This is a genomic window from Thiomonas sp. 13-64-67 (assembly GCF_002282795.1).
In the GTDB taxonomy this organism is placed as follows: Bacteria; Pseudomonadota; Gammaproteobacteria; order Burkholderiales; family Burkholderiaceae_C; genus Thiomonas; species Thiomonas arsenitoxydans.
Genome location: NZ_NCKP01000022.1, coordinates 41,429 through 57,692 on the forward strand (window position 1 = coordinate 41,429; position 16,264 = coordinate 57,692).

21 protein-coding genes are annotated in these 16,264 nt (G+C 62.5%); 6 read left to right on the plus strand and 15 right to left on the minus strand.

Features of this window, described 5'->3' with window-relative positions; genetic code table 11:
• Nucleotides 1-12 precede the first annotated feature (12 nt).
• Nucleotides 13-204, minus strand: coding sequence for a 4-oxalocrotonate tautomerase (locus B7X30_RS07695; protein WP_276705827.1), 192 nt, complete (start codon nt 202-204; stop codon nt 13-15).
• Nucleotides 205-237: 33 nt separating this feature from the next.
• Nucleotides 238-1,368, minus strand: a complete 1,131-nt coding sequence (locus tag B7X30_RS07700; protein ID WP_276729671.1) for a 3-deoxy-7-phosphoheptulonate synthase — start codon at nt 1,366-1,368, stop codon at nt 238-240.
• A 485-nt stretch (nt 1,369-1,853) separates the two neighbouring features.
• Here B7X30_RS07700 and B7X30_RS07705 point away from each other — a divergent pair, with 485 nt between their 5' ends.
• The 6 genes from B7X30_RS07705 to rarD all read left to right on the plus strand — a co-directional run bounded on the left by B7X30_RS07705 (nt 1,854) and on the right by rarD (nt 8,423).
• On the plus strand, nt 1,854-3,092 hold the full coding sequence (locus B7X30_RS07705; protein ID WP_286730117.1) for an efflux RND transporter periplasmic adaptor subunit: 1,239 nt from the start codon (nt 1,854-1,856) through the stop codon (nt 3,090-3,092).
• A gap of 20 nt (nt 3,093-3,112) precedes the next feature.
• Nucleotides 3,113-4,315, plus strand: coding sequence for an ABC transporter permease (locus tag B7X30_RS07710; RefSeq protein ID WP_286730118.1), 1,203 nt, complete (start codon nt 3,113-3,115; stop codon nt 4,313-4,315).
• An 8-nt stretch (nt 4,316-4,323) separates the two neighbouring features.
• Nucleotides 4,324-5,052, plus strand: coding sequence for an ABC transporter ATP-binding protein (locus tag B7X30_RS07715; RefSeq protein ID WP_286730119.1), 729 nt, complete (start codon nt 4,324-4,326; stop codon nt 5,050-5,052).
• A gap of 38 nt (nt 5,053-5,090) precedes the next feature.
• Complete coding sequence (locus tag B7X30_RS07720) at nt 5,091-6,230, plus strand: carbohydrate porin (RefSeq protein ID WP_286730120.1); 1,140 nt, start codon at nt 5,091-5,093, stop codon at nt 6,228-6,230.
• A 61-nt stretch (nt 6,231-6,291) separates the two neighbouring features.
• Entirely contained in the window at nt 6,292-7,383 is a 1,092-nt protein-coding gene (ychF, locus tag B7X30_RS07725; RefSeq protein WP_013107267.1) for a redox-regulated ATPase YchF, read from the plus strand.
• A 116-nt stretch (nt 7,384-7,499) separates the two neighbouring features.
• Nucleotides 7,500-8,423, plus strand: a complete 924-nt coding sequence (rarD, locus tag B7X30_RS07730; RefSeq protein WP_286730121.1) for an EamA family transporter RarD — start codon at nt 7,500-7,502, stop codon at nt 8,421-8,423.
• A gap of 30 nt (nt 8,424-8,453) precedes the next feature.
• Here rarD and B7X30_RS07735 read toward each other — a convergent pair whose 3' ends face one another.
• The 13 genes from B7X30_RS07735 to B7X30_RS07795 all read right to left on the minus strand — a co-directional run.
• Nucleotides 8,454-9,767: a Glu/Leu/Phe/Val family dehydrogenase gene (locus B7X30_RS07735; protein ID WP_286730122.1), complete on the minus strand. Its 1,314-nt coding sequence runs from the start codon at nt 9,765-9,767 to the stop codon at nt 8,454-8,456.
• A 333-nt stretch (nt 9,768-10,100) separates the two neighbouring features.
• Complete coding sequence (gene rpsQ / locus B7X30_RS07740; RefSeq protein ID WP_013107270.1) at nt 10,101-10,367, minus strand: 30S ribosomal protein S17; 267 nt, start codon at nt 10,365-10,367, stop codon at nt 10,101-10,103.
• A gap of 3 nt (nt 10,368-10,370) precedes the next feature.
• Nucleotides 10,371-10,577, minus strand: a complete 207-nt coding sequence (rpmC, locus tag B7X30_RS07745) for a 50S ribosomal protein L29 (protein ID WP_013107271.1) — start codon at nt 10,575-10,577, stop codon at nt 10,371-10,373.
• 10 nt (nt 10,578-10,587) lie between these two features.
• The gene (gene rplP, locus B7X30_RS07750) at nt 10,588-11,004 is read right to left on the minus strand and encodes a 50S ribosomal protein L16 (protein WP_013107272.1); all 417 of its coding nucleotides are present in this window, start codon (nt 11,002-11,004) and stop codon (nt 10,588-10,590) included.
• A 24-nt stretch (nt 11,005-11,028) separates the two neighbouring features.
• Nucleotides 11,029-11,841: a 30S ribosomal protein S3 gene (gene rpsC / locus B7X30_RS07755; RefSeq protein WP_276729681.1), complete on the minus strand. Its 813-nt coding sequence runs from the start codon at nt 11,839-11,841 to the stop codon at nt 11,029-11,031.
• Nucleotides 11,842-11,850: 9 nt separating this feature from the next.
• On the minus strand, nt 11,851-12,180 hold the full coding sequence (rplV, locus tag B7X30_RS07760) for a 50S ribosomal protein L22 (protein WP_013107274.1): 330 nt from the start codon (nt 12,178-12,180) through the stop codon (nt 11,851-11,853).
• Nucleotides 12,181-12,189: 9 nt separating this feature from the next.
• Nucleotides 12,190-12,465 carry a 30S ribosomal protein S19 gene (gene rpsS, locus B7X30_RS07765; protein ID WP_013107275.1) on the minus strand — a complete coding sequence of 92 codons (276 nt, stop codon included), beginning with the start codon at nt 12,463-12,465 and terminating at the stop codon, nt 12,190-12,192.
• A 10-nt stretch (nt 12,466-12,475) separates the two neighbouring features.
• The gene (gene rplB / locus B7X30_RS07770) at nt 12,476-13,300 is read right to left on the minus strand and encodes a 50S ribosomal protein L2 (RefSeq protein ID WP_013107276.1); all 825 of its coding nucleotides are present in this window, start codon (nt 13,298-13,300) and stop codon (nt 12,476-12,478) included.
• A complete protein-coding gene (rplW, locus tag B7X30_RS07775) occupies nt 13,301-13,615 on the minus strand; it encodes a 50S ribosomal protein L23 (protein ID WP_013124320.1) in 315 nt (104 codons plus the stop codon).
• Nucleotides 13,612-14,232, minus strand: a complete 621-nt coding sequence (gene rplD / locus B7X30_RS07780; protein WP_286730123.1) for a 50S ribosomal protein L4 — start codon at nt 14,230-14,232, stop codon at nt 13,612-13,614. Before rplD ends, rplW begins: the two co-directional genes overlap by 4 nt.
• Nucleotides 14,232-14,894 carry a 50S ribosomal protein L3 gene (gene rplC / locus B7X30_RS07785; RefSeq protein ID WP_286730124.1) on the minus strand — a complete coding sequence of 221 codons (663 nt, stop codon included), beginning with the start codon at nt 14,892-14,894 and terminating at the stop codon, nt 14,232-14,234. The genes rplD and rplC overlap by 1 nt, the downstream gene beginning before the upstream one ends.
• A gap of 174 nt (nt 14,895-15,068) precedes the next feature.
• A complete protein-coding gene (rpsJ, locus tag B7X30_RS07790; protein WP_013107280.1) occupies nt 15,069-15,380 on the minus strand; it encodes a 30S ribosomal protein S10 in 312 nt (103 codons plus the stop codon).
• A 68-nt stretch (nt 15,381-15,448) separates the two neighbouring features.
• Nucleotides 15,449-16,264 (minus strand): elongation factor Tu (locus B7X30_RS07795; protein WP_286730125.1); only part of this gene is annotated, 816 nt, incomplete at its 5' end.

The following is a 16,264-nucleotide window of genomic DNA, read 5'->3' on the forward strand; positions in this document are numbered from 1 at the left end:
GAAACTGGACGTTCACTCGCGCGGCTCGCTCCACAGCTTGCCGCCGGTGGCCCAGTGCGACTTGGGCACCTCGTTGAGAATGATGTCCACCGCGTCGGGCGAACACTTGAGCGTGTCCACCACGGCCTGCGTGATGGCTTCAATCAGCTGTTTTTTCACCTCGGGGCTGCGGCCCTCAAAAAGGTCGATACGGATGGCGGGCATGGGGTCTCCTACGGTTGCATGAAAAGCAAAAGCTTACTTCGCTGACTTGTGTTTGCGACGCGCCTTCACGCCGTCGGCCAACACCTGCATCAGCTCGACCGAATCGTCCCACGGCAGGCAGGCGTCGGTGATGCTTTGGCCGTACTGCAGCTTGGACGGATCGTCCTTGCCTGCGGTGAACTTTTGCGCCCCGCCGTGCAGATGGCTCTCGGCCATGACGCCGAAAATGCAGCGCTCACCAGCAGCCAGTTGCGCGGCGATGTCGCGCGCCACGTCGAGCTGACGCATGTGCTGCTTGGCGCTGTTGGCATGCGAACAGTCGATCATCAGGCGGCAGTCGAGCTTGGCCTCCTCGAGTGCGGCGCAGGCCTCGCGCACGCTGGCGGCGTCGTAGTTCGGCGTCTTGCCGCCGCGCAGAATGACGTGGGTGTCCTTATTGCCGCGGGTCTGCACGATGGCTACTTGGCCGTTCTTGTGTACCGACAGAAACGAGTGCGGCCGACGCGCAGCATGAATCGCGTCGATGGCGATGCGCAGACTGCCATCGGTACCGTTCTTGAAACCGATCGGCGCCGACAGCCCCGAAGCCAGCTCGCGGTGCACCTGGCTTTCGGTGGTGCGCGCGCCAATGGCGCCCCAGGAGATGAGATCGGCGATGTACTGCGGCGAAATCACGTCGAGAAATTCGCTGCCCGCAGGCACGCCCAAGCGGTTGATGTCGATCAGCACCTCGCGGGCGATGCGCAGCCCTTCATCGATGCGGAAACTCTCGTCCAGATACGGATCGTTGATCAGCCCCTTCCAGCCCACCGTGGTGCGCGGTTTTTCGAAATACACCCGCATGACGATTTCCAGCTCGCCCGCGTGTTGTTTTCGCAACACGGCCAGCCGCTGGGCGTAGTCGAGCGCAGCCTTGGGGTCGTGGATCGAGCACGGGCCGATGATGAGCAACAGCCGGTCGTCCTCGCCGTGGATGATGCGATGCAGAGCGTGGCGGGTATCTGCCACCAGCGCTTCCACCGGGGTATCGGCGATGGGAAAGAAGCGGATCAGATGCTCAGGCGGCGGCAGGGGCACGATGTGCTTGATGCGGGCGTTGTCGGTGCGGGAGGTCTTGTCCTCCTGCGGTTTGTGCAAGGTTTCTGCGGCGGATTTGGACGGCATCGGAATTTCTCCAGCAAGCATTGAGGACAGGGAGGCCGCCGCCGAGGCAACGGCAAGATCACTTGGGGTATGGGCTTCGTACATGGGGGTTTGCACCGCGTGCTTTTCGCCACACCAGCCCGAAAAAAAACCGCCGGGCTGGGCCGGCGGTTTTTGAGGATTTGTGAGCTGCGTTTGTGGGTCGCGCTTCAGCCTCTCCCTCCGCCGGTGCGGTGCGAGAAATACCAAAAACCAAAAAACAAGCGGTTTGCGGTCATGGTGAGGTGATAGCGTTCTGCTTCTGGAGGCTTTGATTGAAGCAGAACGGGCACTTGCTGGCAAGCGCGGGCGTTTTCTGACCTCAAAATGGTTGCGCACTTTGTCGCAGCGCAACAGCGCCTGCGGCAGCGAGCAAACCCCGCAGCGCAGCACTTATCTCCTCTCTATGATGTTCAATTTTCGCCCGGACGCCACTCCGGGCGTCGAAAATCTCCGCCGTTCAACTCATGCCCGCCCCGTCCAAAACCTCCCGATTTCCCTGGCAGCGCCTGCTTTGGGTGCTGCTCGCACTGGCCATTGCGGCCGCCGTGCTGTGGTGGCGCAGCCGTCCGCCCGTCGTGCCCGGCTACAAAATCGAAACCCGCAATCTGGTGCAAAACGTGGTGGCCACCGGCTATGTGATCACCCCGTCCAGGGTGCAGGTGGCGAGCGAAATCACCGGCACCGTGGTGAAACGGCTGGTCGATCGCGGCGCGCATGTCAAGGCCGGGCAAGTGTTGCTGGAACTGCGAGCCGACCAGACCTCGGCCCAGCTCGACCAGGCGCGGGCGGCGCTGCGCCAGCTGGTTGAACAATCACGTCCGCAGGCCGCCGCCGCGCTGGCGCAGGCCAAAGTGCAGGTCGAGCAGGCTGAGCGCGACCTGAAACGCGCTCAGGGGGTGTTCGACGCGGGAGGCGGCTCGGCGCAGCAACTCGAACAGGCGCAGACCGCCCTGCGAAACGCCCGCCAGCAGCGCGACAGCGCCCAGGCGGCTTACAACGCCGTAGCGCCCGGCGGCGCACAACAGCGCGTGCTTGAAGCCGCGCTCAATGCCGCCAGCGCGGTGAATGCGCGCAATGAGGTGCGCGCCGGGGTGTCGGGCGTGGTGCTGGCGCGCAATGTGGAAGTGGGCGATACGGTCACGCCCGGGCAGACGCTTTTTACTCTGGCGATGGACGGGGCGACGGAAATCCTGCTGCCGGTCAACGAACAAAGCATTGGCAATCTGCAGATCGGGCAGCAGGCGCAGTGTGTGGCGGATGCTTACCCCGACCGCAGCTTCGCCGCGCAGGTGAGTTTTCTCGCGCCGCAGGTCGACCGCACCACGGGCACTCTGGAAGTGCGCCTGCGCGTGCCCTCCCCGCCTGCCTGGCTCAAGCAGGACATGACGGTGTCGGCGGACATCGTCACCGCGCAGCGGCGCAATACCCTGGTCGTGCCCAACGACGCGCTGCGCAGCGTGAACGGCGATCAGGCCACGGTGCTGGTGCTGCGGGGCGGCCGGGCGCAGGCGCAGCAGGTCAAGCTGGGGCTGCAAGGGCTGACGCTGACGCAGGTGGTCTCCGGCCTGTCCTCTGGCGAGTCGGTCCTGGCGGGCAATAGTGTGGCGCCGGGAGAGCGCGTACGGTTGCAGACGCTGCCGCTGCCCAGCGCCGCTGCCAGTTCGGCGGCTTCGGGCAACGATCTGCCCATGCCGAGCCGCTGAGACCGCGAGCCGCTTCGCCCATGCGCCTGTCCTGGAATATCGCCCTGCAGTTTTTGCGCGATGGCCGCGCGCAGTCGCTGCTCATTCTCATCGGCATTGCCGTGGGCTCGGCGGTGATCGTGTTCATCACCGCGCTGGTCACCGGGCTGCAAGGCAATATCGTCAACCGCACCCTGGGCAGCCAGCCGCAGATCGTGGTGAAGGCGCCCGATCTGGTGCCGCTGACCCCGCCGTCCGCGCCCGACACCACGTATTTGTCGCGCATCGACCCGCGACCGCAGCGCCTTCGCGGCATCGACAATGCCGCCGCTGTGCTGCATGCCATCCGCGGCATGCCCGACGTGAAGGCGGCCACCCCCGTGGTATCGGGCCCGGCATTTGCCCAGCGCGGCAATGCGGTGCGCGCAGTGGCCATTCTTGGCATCGAGCCATCGAGCTATGTGCACATCATTCCCATCAATACCGACATCGTTGCCGGACAGTTTGCCGTGGGCGCGGAAAAAATCCTCATCGGCTCGCGGCTGGCCTCCGATCTCGGCCTGAGCATCGGCGACACGCTGCGCCTGACCGGCCCCTCGGGCCAGGCGCAGGCGTTCCGCGTGGCGGGCATTTTCACCATCGGCGTGCGGGACGTGGACGAGCGCCAGGTTTATCTCGGCCTGCAGCAGGCGCAAACGCTGTTGGGCTTGCCAGGCTCGACCACTGAAATCGACCTGAGCGTGCACGATCTGTTCAGCGCGCAGGCGATTGCCGCACGCATCGCCCGTACCTTCGACGTCAAGGCCGAAAGCTGGATGACGACCAACAGCCAGTTGCTCAACGCGCTGCGCTCACAGTCGCTGTCCACCAACATCATCCGCCTTTCCATCGCCCTGTCGGTGGCGCTGGGCATCGCCAGCGTGCTGGCGGTCAGCGTGGTGCAGCGCACACGCGAAATCGGCATCCTGCGCGCCATGGGCGCCACCCGGCTGCGCATGATGTCGGTGTTTCTCATCCAGGGCGGGGTGCTCGGGCTGATCGGCTCCACCATCGGCGCGCTGCTCGGGGTGAGTCTGGTGTATGTGTTCAACACCTCGGGGCCGCGATTGTTTCCGGTCACCATCAGCCCCTGGCTGGTGCCGCAGGCCATGCTGATCGCCACGCTGGCGGGCATCGTCGCCGCATTCGCACCGGCGCGGAGGGCGTCGCACCTCGATCCGGTCGAGGCCATTCGCACCGTCTGACCCCTGCGATGAACAGCGCCGTCACCCCATCCCCGCCCCCTGTGCTGCGCCTTGACGGCCTGCGCAAGGCCTATGGCGTGGGCACGCCGCTCGAAGTGGAGGTGTTGCACGGCATCGACCTCACGCTGCAGGGCGGAGAGTTTGCCGCACTCATCGGCCCGTCCGGTTCGGGCAAGAGCACCCTGCTCAACCTCATCGGCCTGCTCGATACGCCCACCCGCGGCGAAATTCATGTGCAGGGCCGCCCCACCGTGGATTTGAACGATACCGAACGTACCGCCCTGCGCGGCCGCTCGCTGGGCTTCGTGTTCCAGTTCCACCACCTCATCAACGCCTTCAGCGTGATCGACAACGTGATGATGCCCGCGCTGCTCGGCGGTGCAAAGCCCGATGCCGCCACGCGCGAGCGCGCCCTCGAACTGCTCGACGCCGTCGGGCTGGCGATGCACGCTCACAAACGCCCGACCGAACTCTCCGGCGGCCAGCAGCAGCGGGTGGCCATCGCCCGGGCGCTGATGATCCGCCCGCCCATCCTGCTGGCCGACGAGCCCACCGGCAACCTCGACTCACGCGCCGCCGACGAGGTGTTCGCGCTGTTCCGCCGCTTCAACCAGTCTTTCGGCTGCGCGGTGCTGCTGGTGACGCACGACCCGCGCATCGCCGCACGCTGCGACCGGGTGCTGGAAATGCTCGATGGCCGATTGGTGGCGGATCGTGTCCAGACGGCTCAGGCATAATCGCAAATAAGAGTTGTTATTATTTGCGAATCTTGCCGATGAACTGTTTGCGCTTTTTTCCAGTTGCCGGGGTCGTCGCCGCCGCTGCACTCGCTCCCGTTTGGGCGCAGACCACCGACAGTGGTCTGCAGCTTGCGCCCTATACCGCCCCTATCACGCCCCCGAGCCAAACCTGGAACCAGGGTTTGAGCACGTCTTTGCACCTCGACGCAGAAACGCTGGGGGTCATCGGCGGCAAGGGCGCGCGCCAGGCCGTCTCGGTGGCCGCCTTTCAAGCTGCACTCACTCTGGACACAGCGCAGGCCGGCTGGTGGCAGGGCGGCCAGTTCGACCTCATGCTCATGGGCCTGCGCAGCCATGGCAATCTGCAAACGGTGACCAACACGGTGCAGTTGCCGAGCAACCTCTGGGCGCCCAATTTCCTTCGTGTCTATCAGCTCAGCTACCGCCAGCAGTTCGGCCCGGGCTTTGTGCAGGGCGGCATCATGGACGTGAACAATACGTTCGACACCACAGGCGTGGCCGGCCATTTGCACAATGCCTCATTCGGCATCGCCCCGACGCTGACCTCCAATGCCAATATCGCCACCTACCCCAATCCCGGCCTGGGGCTGATGGGCGGGCTCGCCTTGGGCAACGGCTGGTCGGCGCAAGCGGGCGTGTGGCAGGGCGACCCTCCGGGCATGACGGGCGCCCTCCATCGCGGCGCGCTGTGGATCGCCGAGGCTGATCGCTCCTGGGGCGAGGCCGAACACACGCAGGGCACGCTGAAACTGGGCGCTTGGCATCTGCAGCAAAGCACTTCAGCCTACGGCCCCGATAGCAGCGGCTTGTATGCGGTGAATGAATGGCGCTGGAAAGACGCCGACCGACGCGATTGGGCCGCTTTCCTGCAAGGCGGCTGGAGCCCGGCTGCGTCCAACCCGGTACAAGGCTATCTCGGTGCGGGCGTGCGGATTCAGGGGCTGAACGCCGCCCGCCCTGCCGACGTGCTCACCTTGGGCGTAGCACAGGCGCGTTTGCAGGCGCTGCCCAGCGAAACCGTGGTCGAGGCGGTTTACTCGCTGCAACTCGCCCGCCATCTCTACCTGCAGCCCGACATCCAGCACATTCAGAACCCCGGTGGCAAATCCGGTCATCAATGGGTTGCGGGGCTGCGGGTGCACATCGAACATTAGGCGGCCCCCTACAATCCTTGGCTTCGCGCGCGACCTGCGCGCGCTCATCCATCCCCACACCATGAGCCTGAAATGCGGCATCGTGGGCTTGCCCAACGTGGGCAAGTCCACCCTCTTCAATGCGCTGACCCAAAGCGCCATACCGGCGGAAAACTATCCCTTCTGCACCATCGAGCCCAACACCGGCATTGTCGAATTGCCCGATCCGCGGCTCGATCAGCTCGCCGCTATCGTCAAGCCGCAGCGCGTCCTGCCCGCAGTGGTCGAGTTCGTCGATATCGCCGGACTCGTGGCTGGCGCGAGCCAGGGCGAGGGGCTGGGCAACCAGTTTTTGGCGCACATCCGCGAGACCGACGCCATCATCAACGTGGTGCGCTGCTTTGAAGACCCGAATGTGATTCACGTCGCCGGCCGGGTGGACCCGATCTCGGACATCGCCGTGATCCAGACCGAACTCTGCCTGGCCGATCTGGGCACGGCCGAGAAAAGTCTGCACCGTATGAACAAACAGGGGCGCTCCGGCGACAAAGATGCCAAGCGCGTTGCCGATCTGCTCGAGCGCATCATCCCCGCGCTCAACGAAGCCCGCCCGGTGCGCGCCCTGGGGCTCAGCGCCGAAGAGCTGGCCCTGATCGCTCCGCTATGCCTCATCACCGCCAAGCCGGCCATGTTCGTCGGCAACGTGATGGAGGATGGCTTCGACAACAACCCCCACCTGGACCGGCTGCGCGAGTATGCGGCCCAGGAAAACGCCCCAGTCGTGGCCATCTGCGCCAAGCTGGAGAGCGAACTCGCCGGGCTTGATGCCGAAGAAAAACAAGCGTTTCTCGCCGACCTCGGACAGGAAGAACCCGGACTGAACCGCCTCATTCGCTCTGCCTACAAACTTCTTGGGTTGCAGACTTATTTCACCGCCGGGGTGAAGGAAGTGCGGGCTTGGACCGTGCATGTCGGCGCGACCGCGCCGCAGGCCGCCGCAGTGATTCACACCGATTTCGAGCGGGGCTTCATCCGCGCCCAGACCATCGCGTTTGACGATTTCATCCGGTACGGCGGCGAGCAGGGCGCCAAAGACGCGGGCAAGATGCGGGCCGAAGGCAAGGACTACATCGTCAAGGACGGCGACGTGCTGCATTTTCTGTTCAACGTCTGAGCCTTCCTTTGCTGCCGCGCCGCGCGCGCTGCAAATCCTCACGGCTGCAGCTACAGTGTGCAGCCCGGCTTACCGATATCTGTGATCGGCAAGCCCAAAATAAACCATCCGTTCACATGAATTCCGGCGTTGTTTACGCCCTGACGGCGTACGTCATCTGGGGCCTGTTTCCGCTTTACTTCAAGGCGCTCGAACAGGTTCCCTCCCTGCAGATCCTCGCGCACCGCATGGCGTGGTCGCTGCTTTTTGTCGCTTTGCTGCTGGCGGTTCTCAAGCGCTGGTCGTGGATGCGGCTGCTGCGTGAACAGCCCGCCCTGCTCGCCCGCTTTGCGCTCAGTGCCGTACTCCTTTCGAGCAATTGGGGCATCTATATCTGGGCGGTGAACAGCAACCATGTGGTGGACGCAAGCCTGGGCTACTACATCAATCCCTTGGTCAACGTGGCCCTCGGATCGGTTCTTCTGCATGAGCGTCTGCGCGGTCTGCAGTGGGTCGCTCTGGCCATTGCTGCGGCGGGCGTGACGGTCATGGCGATCGAGGTCGGCCATGTGCCTTGGATCAGTCTCAGCCTGGCGCTCACCTTCGGCAGCTACGCGCTGCTCAGAAAGACCGCGCCGCTGGGCGCGCTTGAAGGCCTCGCCGTGGAGACCGCGGTGCTATTCCCGCTGGCTGTGGCCTATCTGTTCTGGTTGAGTACCCAGGGCATGAACGCGTTCGCCTCCGCCGACCTCTCTACGCGCTGGCTGCTGGTGGCCGCAGGCCCGGTCACCACCATCCCCCTGCTGCTGTTCGCTGCGGGCGCTCGCCGCATGTCGATGACCTTGCTGGGGGTTTTGCAGTACATCACCCCCACTCTGCAGCTGGCACTAGGCGTCTGGCTTTATCACGAACCCTTTGCAGCCGCAAAGATGATCGGATTCGGCCTGGTCTGGGTGGGCCTTGCCGTGTTTCTGCTGGACGGTTTACGCGCAGCCTGGGGCCGCCCGGCCACGACGCTGCCGTCATTGGATGACGGCGTCGTGGCGCGCCCCAAGCTCTGAGCGCCCAGGGCCGGGCGCTGACAGTCGACTTCAGGGATAAAGGCCGCGTTCTTCGCGCGCTTGCAGCACTCGCTCGCAAGCCACCACGAATGCGGCCGTTCTCAGGCTGATTTTTAGTTGGTCTGCGGTATCCCAAATCCGGGCCAAGGCATTGCCCAGAATTTTGTCGAGGCGGGCGTTGATGTCGTCTTCATCCCAGAAGAAGCTCGAAAAGTCTTGCACCCATTCGAAGTACGAAACCGTCACGCCACCCGCATTGCAAATCACGTCGGGGACGACAAGAATGCCCCGGCTTGCACAGACATCGTCTGCGCCGGGCAAGGTCGGGCCGTTCGCGCCTTCGAGTATGAGCTTGGCGGTGGTTTTGCGGGCGCGCTCGGCCGTCACCTGCCCTTCGAGGGCGGCGGGAATCAACACATCACAGCGCACATCCCAGAACGCTTCATCGTCGGCTTTTTGTGCGCCCGAGAATCCGGCGACGCCGCCATGACTGCTGACATGACGCAGCAATGCCGCCACATCCAATCCTTGTTCATGAATGATCGTGCCGGTGTGATCCTGCACTGCCACGATCTTCGCACCCGCTTGCGCGAACAACTCCGCCGCTGTGCCGCCCACGTTGCCGAAGCCCTGTACAGCGATCCTCAAACTTTTCACGTCAAGGCCCAGGCGCCTGATGGCCTCACTGCCGGTCACGAACACGCCGCGCCCCGTGGCCTTGACCCGACCGAGAGAACCTCCGAGCTGAATCGGCTTGCCCGTCACCACCCCGGTGGCGGTGGCGCCCACGTTCATGGAATAGGTGTCCATCATCCAGGCCATGATCTGACCGTTGGTGTTGACGTCGGGCGCGGGAATATCCTGCTGCGGCCCGATGATGATGCCGATTTCGCTGGTATAGCGGCGGGTCAGCCGCTCAAGCTCCTTGCGCGACAGCTCTGAAGGGGTCACCCGAATGCCCCCTTTCGCTCCGCCGTAAGGCAGGCCAACGGCGGCGTTCTTGATGGTCATCCAGGCCGACAACGCCATCACCTCCTCCAGCGTGACATTGGGGTGATAGCGCACGCCGCCTTTGCCCGGTCCGCGCGACAGGTTGTGCTGCACGCGGTAGCCCTCGAAGTGCCGCACCGAGCCATCGTCCATCTCGATTGGCACATCGACGATGAGCGCGCGCTTCGGGCGCTTCAAGGTTTCTCCCCAACGGGCCAAATGCCCCAGATGAGGCAGTACCCGATCGACCTGGGCCAGATAGGTCAGCCAGGGGCTGTCCGGCTCGGGATGGATATACGACAGCGTGCAGACCGGCGGTGCGGTTACCTGTTCTTTGGCCTTGGGCGTTTTCATTGTGTCTCCTGTGCTGTGTTGTTGTTCAGCCGAGACCGCCTTGTCCTTGTGAGCCTTGGCGGCATCAGCCGGGGCCGTCAGGGCCCTCAACACACTGTAGTCCGTTGCGCGCGTACCGTACATCCTGTGCGGGTATGCAGAGGCAAGACGTGCAAGCAATTCTGACGGCGTGAGACGATCGGAAAAAAGAACAGTGCAAAAAGCCCGTCGCCCGCCTGCTCCGCATCTGGCGGAACAAACGGGCGACGGGCCCTGATCTATTTATACAGCCACCCTCTGCGCAACAAACGCAAAAGGGGCTGAAAAACGCAAATCAGCAGAAGATAACTGCGATCAGATCACCTGACCTTTGGTGATCAGACGACTGACCACCCACGCCTTGGTCTTGGAGATCGGACGCGATTCCGCGATCTCGACCACATCGTTCAGGTGGTACTGGCCCGACTCGTCGTGCGCGCTGTACTTCTTGGAGCGCGCAATCAACTTGCCATAGATCGGGTGCTGAATACGGCGCTCGACCAGAACGGTGACCGTCTTCTGCCGCTTGTCGCTGACCACACGGCCGACCAGCGTGCGCTGCACTTTCTTTTGTTCAGTCATGGCTTAACCCTTGGCCTTCTTTTCTTGAATCAGGGTACGGACCCGCGCAATGGCGCGCTTGGTGTTACCCAGCTGGCACGTATTCTGAAGCTGCTGCGTGCCCTTCTGCATACGCAGATTGAAGTGGGCCTTGAGCAGACTGTCGAGTTCGGTCTGCAGCGCCGGAATATCCTTGGCGCGCAGTTCGGTGAGTTGAGCGGAAGTTTTCAAATCGCTCTCCTTAGGCGCCGATCTGGCGCGTGACAAAAATGGTGCGGAACGGCAGCTTGGCGGCAGCCAGCTCAAACGCTTCGCGCGCGATAGCCTCGGGCACACCTTCGATTTCGTACAGCACGCGACCGGGCTGGACTTCCGAAACGTAGTACTCCGGGTTGCCCTTGCCGTTACCCATCCGCACCTCGGCGGGCTTGATGGAAATCGGTTTGTCCGGGAACACACGGATCCAGATCCGGCCGCCACGCTTGACGTGACGGGAAATCGCGCGACGAGCCGATTCGATCTGGCGAGCGGTAATGCGGCCGCGGGTGGTCGCCTTCAGGCCGAACTCACCAAAGGCCACCGTGGCGCCGCGTGTAGCCAGGCCCGTGTTGCGGCCTTTTTGCTCTTTGCGGTATTTGCGACGAGCGGGTTGTAGCATGAAATTTCTCCTTAAGCGCTGTCGTTAGGCGCCAGTTGCACCACCGGACTGAGCCGGTTTGCGCACGCGCTTGACAGCAACGGATTTTTCGCCATCGGCAGCCGGTGCGGCACGACGAGCACCGGAAGGACGGGCTGCGCCAGGACGGCGATTGCGACGATCTTCCTCGGGGGCCGCGGGCTCGGCCTTGGCCGGGACGATAGCGCCCTTGGCCGGCGTATCGCCCTTGTAAACCCACACCTTTACGCCGATGACACCGTAGGTCGTCTTGGCTTCAGAAGTCGCGTAGTCGATATTCGCACGCAGGGTCTGCAGAGGCACGCGGCCTTCACGGTACCACTCACGCCGAGCAATTTCGATGCCATTCAGTCGGCCAGAGGACATGATCTTGATACCCTGAGCGCCCATACGCATGGCATTCTGCATGGCACGTTTCATGGCGCGGCGGAACTGAATGCGCTTTTCGAGCTGCTGGGTGATGGAGTCGGCAATCAGTTGGGCATCGATCTCGGGCTTGCGCACTTCTTCGATATCCACAGCGACCGGCACGCCCAAGCGCTTGGCCAGTTCGGCCTTCAGATTTTCAATGTCTTCGCCTTTTTTGCCGATCACCACACCCGGGCGGGCGCTGTAAATGGTGATGCGGGCGTTCTTGGCCGGGCGCTCGATGAGCACGCGCGACACCGAGGCATTTTTCAAACGCTTCGCCAGGTATTCGCGCACCATGATGTCTTCGCTGAGCATCTTGGCGTACTGGGTGCTCGGCGCATACCAGCGCGAAGCCCAGCCGCGGGTGACGGCCAGACGGAAACCGGTCGGATGAATTTTCTGTCCCATATGACGTCCTCAGTTCCCGACTTGAATGTAAATATGGCAGGTGGGCTTGCTGATGCGATTGCCACGACCTTTGGCGCGCGCACTGAAGCGCTTGAGGGTTGCACCCTCTTCCACCATGATCTGAGTCACCTTCAGTTCGTCCACATCGGCGCCATCGTTGTGCTCGGCGTTGGCGATAGCCGACTCCAGAACTTTCTTGATGATGCCCGATGCCTTCTTGGGCGAGAACTCCAGGATGTTCAAAGCGGAGTCCACTTTTTTACCGCGAATCAGATCCGCCACCAGACGGCCTTTTTGGGCCGAGAGGCGAACGCCGCGTAGGGTTGCACGAGTTTCCATGTGTCTGCCTTACTTCTTCGCCTTTTTATCGGCGGGATGTCCTTTGAATGTCCGCGTCAGCGCGAATTCGCCAAGCTTGTGGCCCACCATCTGGTCGGACACATAGACCGGAACATGCTGCTTGCCGTTGTGCACGGCAATCGTCACGCCGATGAATTCGGGCAGGATGGTGGAACGACGCGACCAGGTCTTCACCGGGCGCTTGTCTTTGGTGCTGACAGCAGCTTCAACTTTCTTCAGCAGATGCTGGTCGCAGAATGGACCTTTTTTGAGTGAGCGAGCCATGTGCTATCCCTTACTTCTTACGACGCGACACGATCATGCTCTGCGTGCGCTTGTTGTTGCGGGTGCGATAACCCTTGGTCGGCGTACCCCACGGGCTGACCGCCACGCGGCCTTCGCCTGTCTTGCCTTCACCGCCGCCATGCGGGTGATCGACCGGGTTCATGGCCACCCCACGCACAGTCGGACGAATGCCTTGCCAACGCTTGGCGCCTGCCTTGCCATACTGGCGCAGGTTGTGCTCTTCGTTGCTCACCTCACCCAGCGTGGCGCGACACTCGATGTGAATGCGGCGAACCTCGCCAGAACGCATACGCACTTGAGCGTGAATGCCTTCGCGCGCCAGCAGCACCGCAGAAGCGCCGGCGGAACGCGCGATCTGGGCACCCTTGCCAGGCTGCATTTCGATGCAATGAATGGTTGAACCCACCGGAATATTGCGGATAGGCAGCGTGTTGCCCGCACGAATCGGCGCCTCGGAGCCGCTCATCAACGTAGCGCCCACTTCGAGGTTGCGCGGCGCAATGATGTAGCGGCGCTCGCCATCGGCGTAGCACACCAGGGCAATGTGCGCGGTACGGTTCGGGTCGTATTCGATACGTTCGACCTTAGCCGGAATGCCGTCCTTGTCGCGACGGAAATCGACCACACGGTAATGGTGCTTGTGACCACCGCCGCGATGGCGCGTGGTGATATGACCATTGTTGTTGCGGCCAGCCTTCTGGAACTGGGGCTCGAGCAGCGAACGCTCGGGCTCACCCTTGTACAGATGCGGGTGCGAGACCTTGACGACGGCGCGGCGGCCAGCCGAGGTCGGTTTGACTTTGACGACGGGCATTTAGATACCCTCCTGCGCGAAATTCAGCTCTTGGCCCGCCTTCAGGCAGACATAGGCTTTCTTAACATGATTGCGACGGCCCGTGCCACGCGCAGTGCGCTTGACCTTGCCCTTGATGTTGGCGACCTGGACCGACTCGACATCGACCTTGAACAGCAGTTCGACGGCAGCCTTGATCTCAGGCTTGGTCGCATCACGCAGGACGCGAAACACGACTTGATTGCGCTTTTCAGCGACCATCGTCGCCTTTTCCGAAATGACCGGCGTGCTGAGCACCTGCATCAGACGCTGCGGATTGAGAACGGCCTGCGTCATGACAGCATCTCCTGAAGTTGGCTGACTGCACCCTTGGTCATCACGACCTTCTTGTAGAACAGAAGGGACAGCGGATCGGCGTAACGCGGCTCGACCACCAGAACATTCGGCAGATTGCGCGCAGCGAGGAACAGATTTTCGTCCGCACCGTCAGCAATGATCATCACCGAGTCGAAGCCCATCGCCTTGCACTTCTCGGCAACCAGCTTGGTTTTCGGCGCCTCCACGGTGAAAGTGTCGACCACCACGAGGCGGCCTTCGCGCGCCAGTTGCGAAAACAGTGAACGCATCCCCGCGCGATAGGCCTTTTTGTTGACCTTGTGCGTGAAGTTCTCGGCCGGCGAATTCGGGAAAATCTTGCCGCCTCCACGCCACAGCGGCGACGACGTCATACCCGCACGAGCGCGGCCAGTACCCTTTTGCTTCCAGGGCTTGCGCGTCGAGTGCTTGACCACCGCACGGTCTTTCTGGGCACGGTTGCCCAGGCGCGCATTGGCCTGATAAGCGATCACGATCTGGTGAACCAGATCTTCGTTGAAGTCACGCCCAAACACCTCGGGGCTGACCTCAAACTTCTCAGTAGGCTGGCCCTGCGCATTGATGAAATCGAGCTGCATCACTGACCTCCTGTCGCAGACTTGACCGCGGGACGCAGAAACACAAAGCCCGAACGCGAGCCCGGCACCGCACCCTTGACGAGGATCAGCTGGCGCACTTCGTCGATGCGAACCACTTCCAGGTTCTGCACTGTCACGGTTTCATTGCCCATCTGACCCGCCATGCGCTTGCCAGGAAACACACGTCCGGGGTCCTGCGCCATACCGATGGAACCCGGCGCACGCGTGGTGACCGAGTTACCGTGAGAGGCGCGGTTGGACGAAAAATTGTGGCGCTTGATCGAGCCAGCGAAGCCCTTGCCGATCGACACGCCCTGCGCATCGACCATCTGCCCCACCTGAAACAGCGAAGCGGGAACCGTCGCCCCCAGCGCGTAATCAGCCGCTTTTTCAGCGGGCAGATCAAATTCCTTGAGGATTTCCGCCGGCTCGACCCCGGCTTTCGCCAAGTGACCCGCCTGACCCTTGGTAAGGCGTGACGGCTTGCGAGAGCCGTAAGCCACTTGGACGGCGCTATAGCCATCCACATCTTGCGTGCGCACCTGCGACACCCGGTTGCCAGACGCATCCAGCACGGTGACGGCGATGGATGCCCCATCGTCGGTGAACACACGCGTCATTCCGACCTTGCGCGTGACAAGGCCCATTGAATGTGAGCTCATTGTTTTCTCCTACCCGGCTACGATTGGCCAGGCCCGTAAGTTATTTAAACGATTCAAGCTACGCGGCTTGAGTCAATTACTGCCAAACTTTACTGCCAACTCTCTTTCCGGCCTCGCCAGAAAGAAAGCCTTAAATCATACATCAACCGCCCTGCGATCTGCAAGGCAGTGCGCTCACTGCAGTTTGATTTCCACATCGACACCCGCAGGCAGATCGAGCTTCATCAAAGCATCTACCGTCTTGTCCGTCGGATCAACGATGTCCATCAGACGCAAATGGGTGCGGATTTCCAACTGATCGCGTGAAGTCTTGTTGACGTGGGGCGAGCGCAGGATGTCAAACCGCTGCAGGCGCGTCGGCAACGGCACGGGGCCTTTAACAATGGCGCCGGTACGCTTGGCGGTATCGACGATCTCCATCGCGGACTGATCGATCAGCTTGTAATCAAACGCCTTCAGGCGAATACGGATTTTCTGATTTTGCATGATGTTCTCTTCAAAGAGCGAAGGCCGACGCCTAAAGTGAACGGCGTCGGCCGATTCCGTTGAACGATTTACTCGATGATCTTGGCCACCACCCCGGCGCCGACGGTACGACCGCCTTCCCGGATGGCGAAGCGCAGACCCTCTTCCATCGCGATCGGGGCGATGAGCTTGACGGTGATGCTGACGTTGTCGCCGGGCATGACCATTTCCTTGTCCTTGGGCAGTTCCACCGCACCGGTGAAGGGGGTGTGACGGCCGCCTTCGTCTTTGCTGAGCACGTAGATCTCGGCGGTGAAGTGGGTGTGGGGCTTGACGCTGCCGGGTTTGCACAGCACTTGGCCGCGCTCGACGTCTTCGCGCTTGGTGCCGCGCAGCAGGATGCCGACGTTGTCACCGGCTTGGCCTTGGTCGAGGAGTTTGCGGAACATTTCGACGCCGGTGCAGGTGGTTTTTTGCGTGGCGCGAATGCCGACGATTTCGATTTCTTCACCGACTTTGATGATGCCGCGCTCGATCCGGCCGGTCACGACGGTGCCGCGCCCGGAGATGGAGAACACGTCTTCGACGGGCATGAGGAAGGCACCGTCCACAGCGCGCTCGGGCGTGGGGATGTAGCTGTCGAGGGCGTCGGCGAGGTTGAAGATGGCTTTCTCGCCGAGTTCGCCTTTGTCGCCTTCGAGGGCGAGTTTGGCGGAGCCTTTGATGATGGGGGTGTCGTCGCCGGGGAAGTCGTACTTGGACAGCAGCTCGCGCACTTCCATCTCGACGAGTTCGAGCAGTTCGGCGTCGTCGACCATGTCGCATTTGTTGAGGAACACGACGATGTAGGGCACGCCGACCTGGCGGGCGAGCAGGATGTGCTCGCGGGTCTGGGGCATGGGGCC

Coding starts and splice junctions, on each gene's coding strand:
- rplW (WP_013124320.1), bottom strand. CDS start 13,615: ATGACGCAGGCCGTTCTCAATCCGCAGCGTCTGATGCAGGTGCTCAGC.
- B7X30_RS07705 (WP_286730117.1), top strand. CDS start 1,854: ATGCCCGCCCCGTCCAAAACCTCCCGATTTCCCTGGCAGCGCCTGCTT.
- rpsQ (WP_013107270.1), bottom strand. CDS start 10,367: ATGACTGAACAAAAGAAAGTGCAGCGCACGCTGGTCGGCCGTGTGGTC.
- ychF (WP_013107267.1), top strand. CDS start 6,292: ATGAGCCTGAAATGCGGCATCGTGGGCTTGCCCAACGTGGGCAAGTCC.
- B7X30_RS07715 (WP_286730119.1), top strand. CDS start 4,324: ATGAACAGCGCCGTCACCCCATCCCCGCCCCCTGTGCTGCGCCTTGAC.
- rplV (WP_013107274.1), bottom strand. CDS start 12,180: ATGGAAACTCGTGCAACCCTACGCGGCGTTCGCCTCTCGGCCCAAAAA.
- rplC (WP_286730124.1), bottom strand. CDS start 14,894: ATGAGCTCACATTCAATGGGCCTTGTCACGCGCAAGGTCGGAATGACG.
- B7X30_RS07710 (WP_286730118.1), top strand. CDS start 3,113: ATGCGCCTGTCCTGGAATATCGCCCTGCAGTTTTTGCGCGATGGCCGC.
- rpsS (WP_013107275.1), bottom strand. CDS start 12,465: ATGGCTCGCTCACTCAAAAAAGGTCCATTCTGCGACCAGCATCTGCTG.
- rplD (WP_286730123.1), bottom strand. CDS start 14,232: ATGCAGCTCGATTTCATCAATGCGCAGGGCCAGCCTACTGAGAAGTTT.
- rarD (WP_286730121.1), top strand. CDS start 7,500: ATGAATTCCGGCGTTGTTTACGCCCTGACGGCGTACGTCATCTGGGGC.
- rplB (WP_013107276.1), bottom strand. CDS start 13,300: ATGCCCGTCGTCAAAGTCAAACCGACCTCGGCTGGCCGCCGCGCCGTC.
- rpsJ (WP_013107280.1), bottom strand. CDS start 15,380: ATGCAAAATCAGAAAATCCGTATTCGCCTGAAGGCGTTTGATTACAAG.
- B7X30_RS07695 (WP_276705827.1), bottom strand. CDS start 204: ATGCCCGCCATCCGTATCGACCTTTTTGAGGGCCGCAGCCCCGAGGTG.
- B7X30_RS07700 (WP_276729671.1), bottom strand. CDS start 1,368: ATGCCGTCCAAATCCGCCGCAGAAACCTTGCACAAACCGCAGGAGGAC.
- rpsC (WP_276729681.1), bottom strand. CDS start 11,841: ATGGGACAGAAAATTCATCCGACCGGTTTCCGTCTGGCCGTCACCCGC.
- B7X30_RS07735 (WP_286730122.1), bottom strand. CDS start 9,767: ATGAAAACGCCCAAGGCCAAAGAACAGGTAACCGCACCGCCGGTCTGC.
- B7X30_RS07720 (WP_286730120.1), top strand. CDS start 5,091: ATGAACTGTTTGCGCTTTTTTCCAGTTGCCGGGGTCGTCGCCGCCGCT.
- rplP (WP_013107272.1), bottom strand. CDS start 11,004: ATGCTACAACCCGCTCGTCGCAAATACCGCAAAGAGCAAAAAGGCCGC.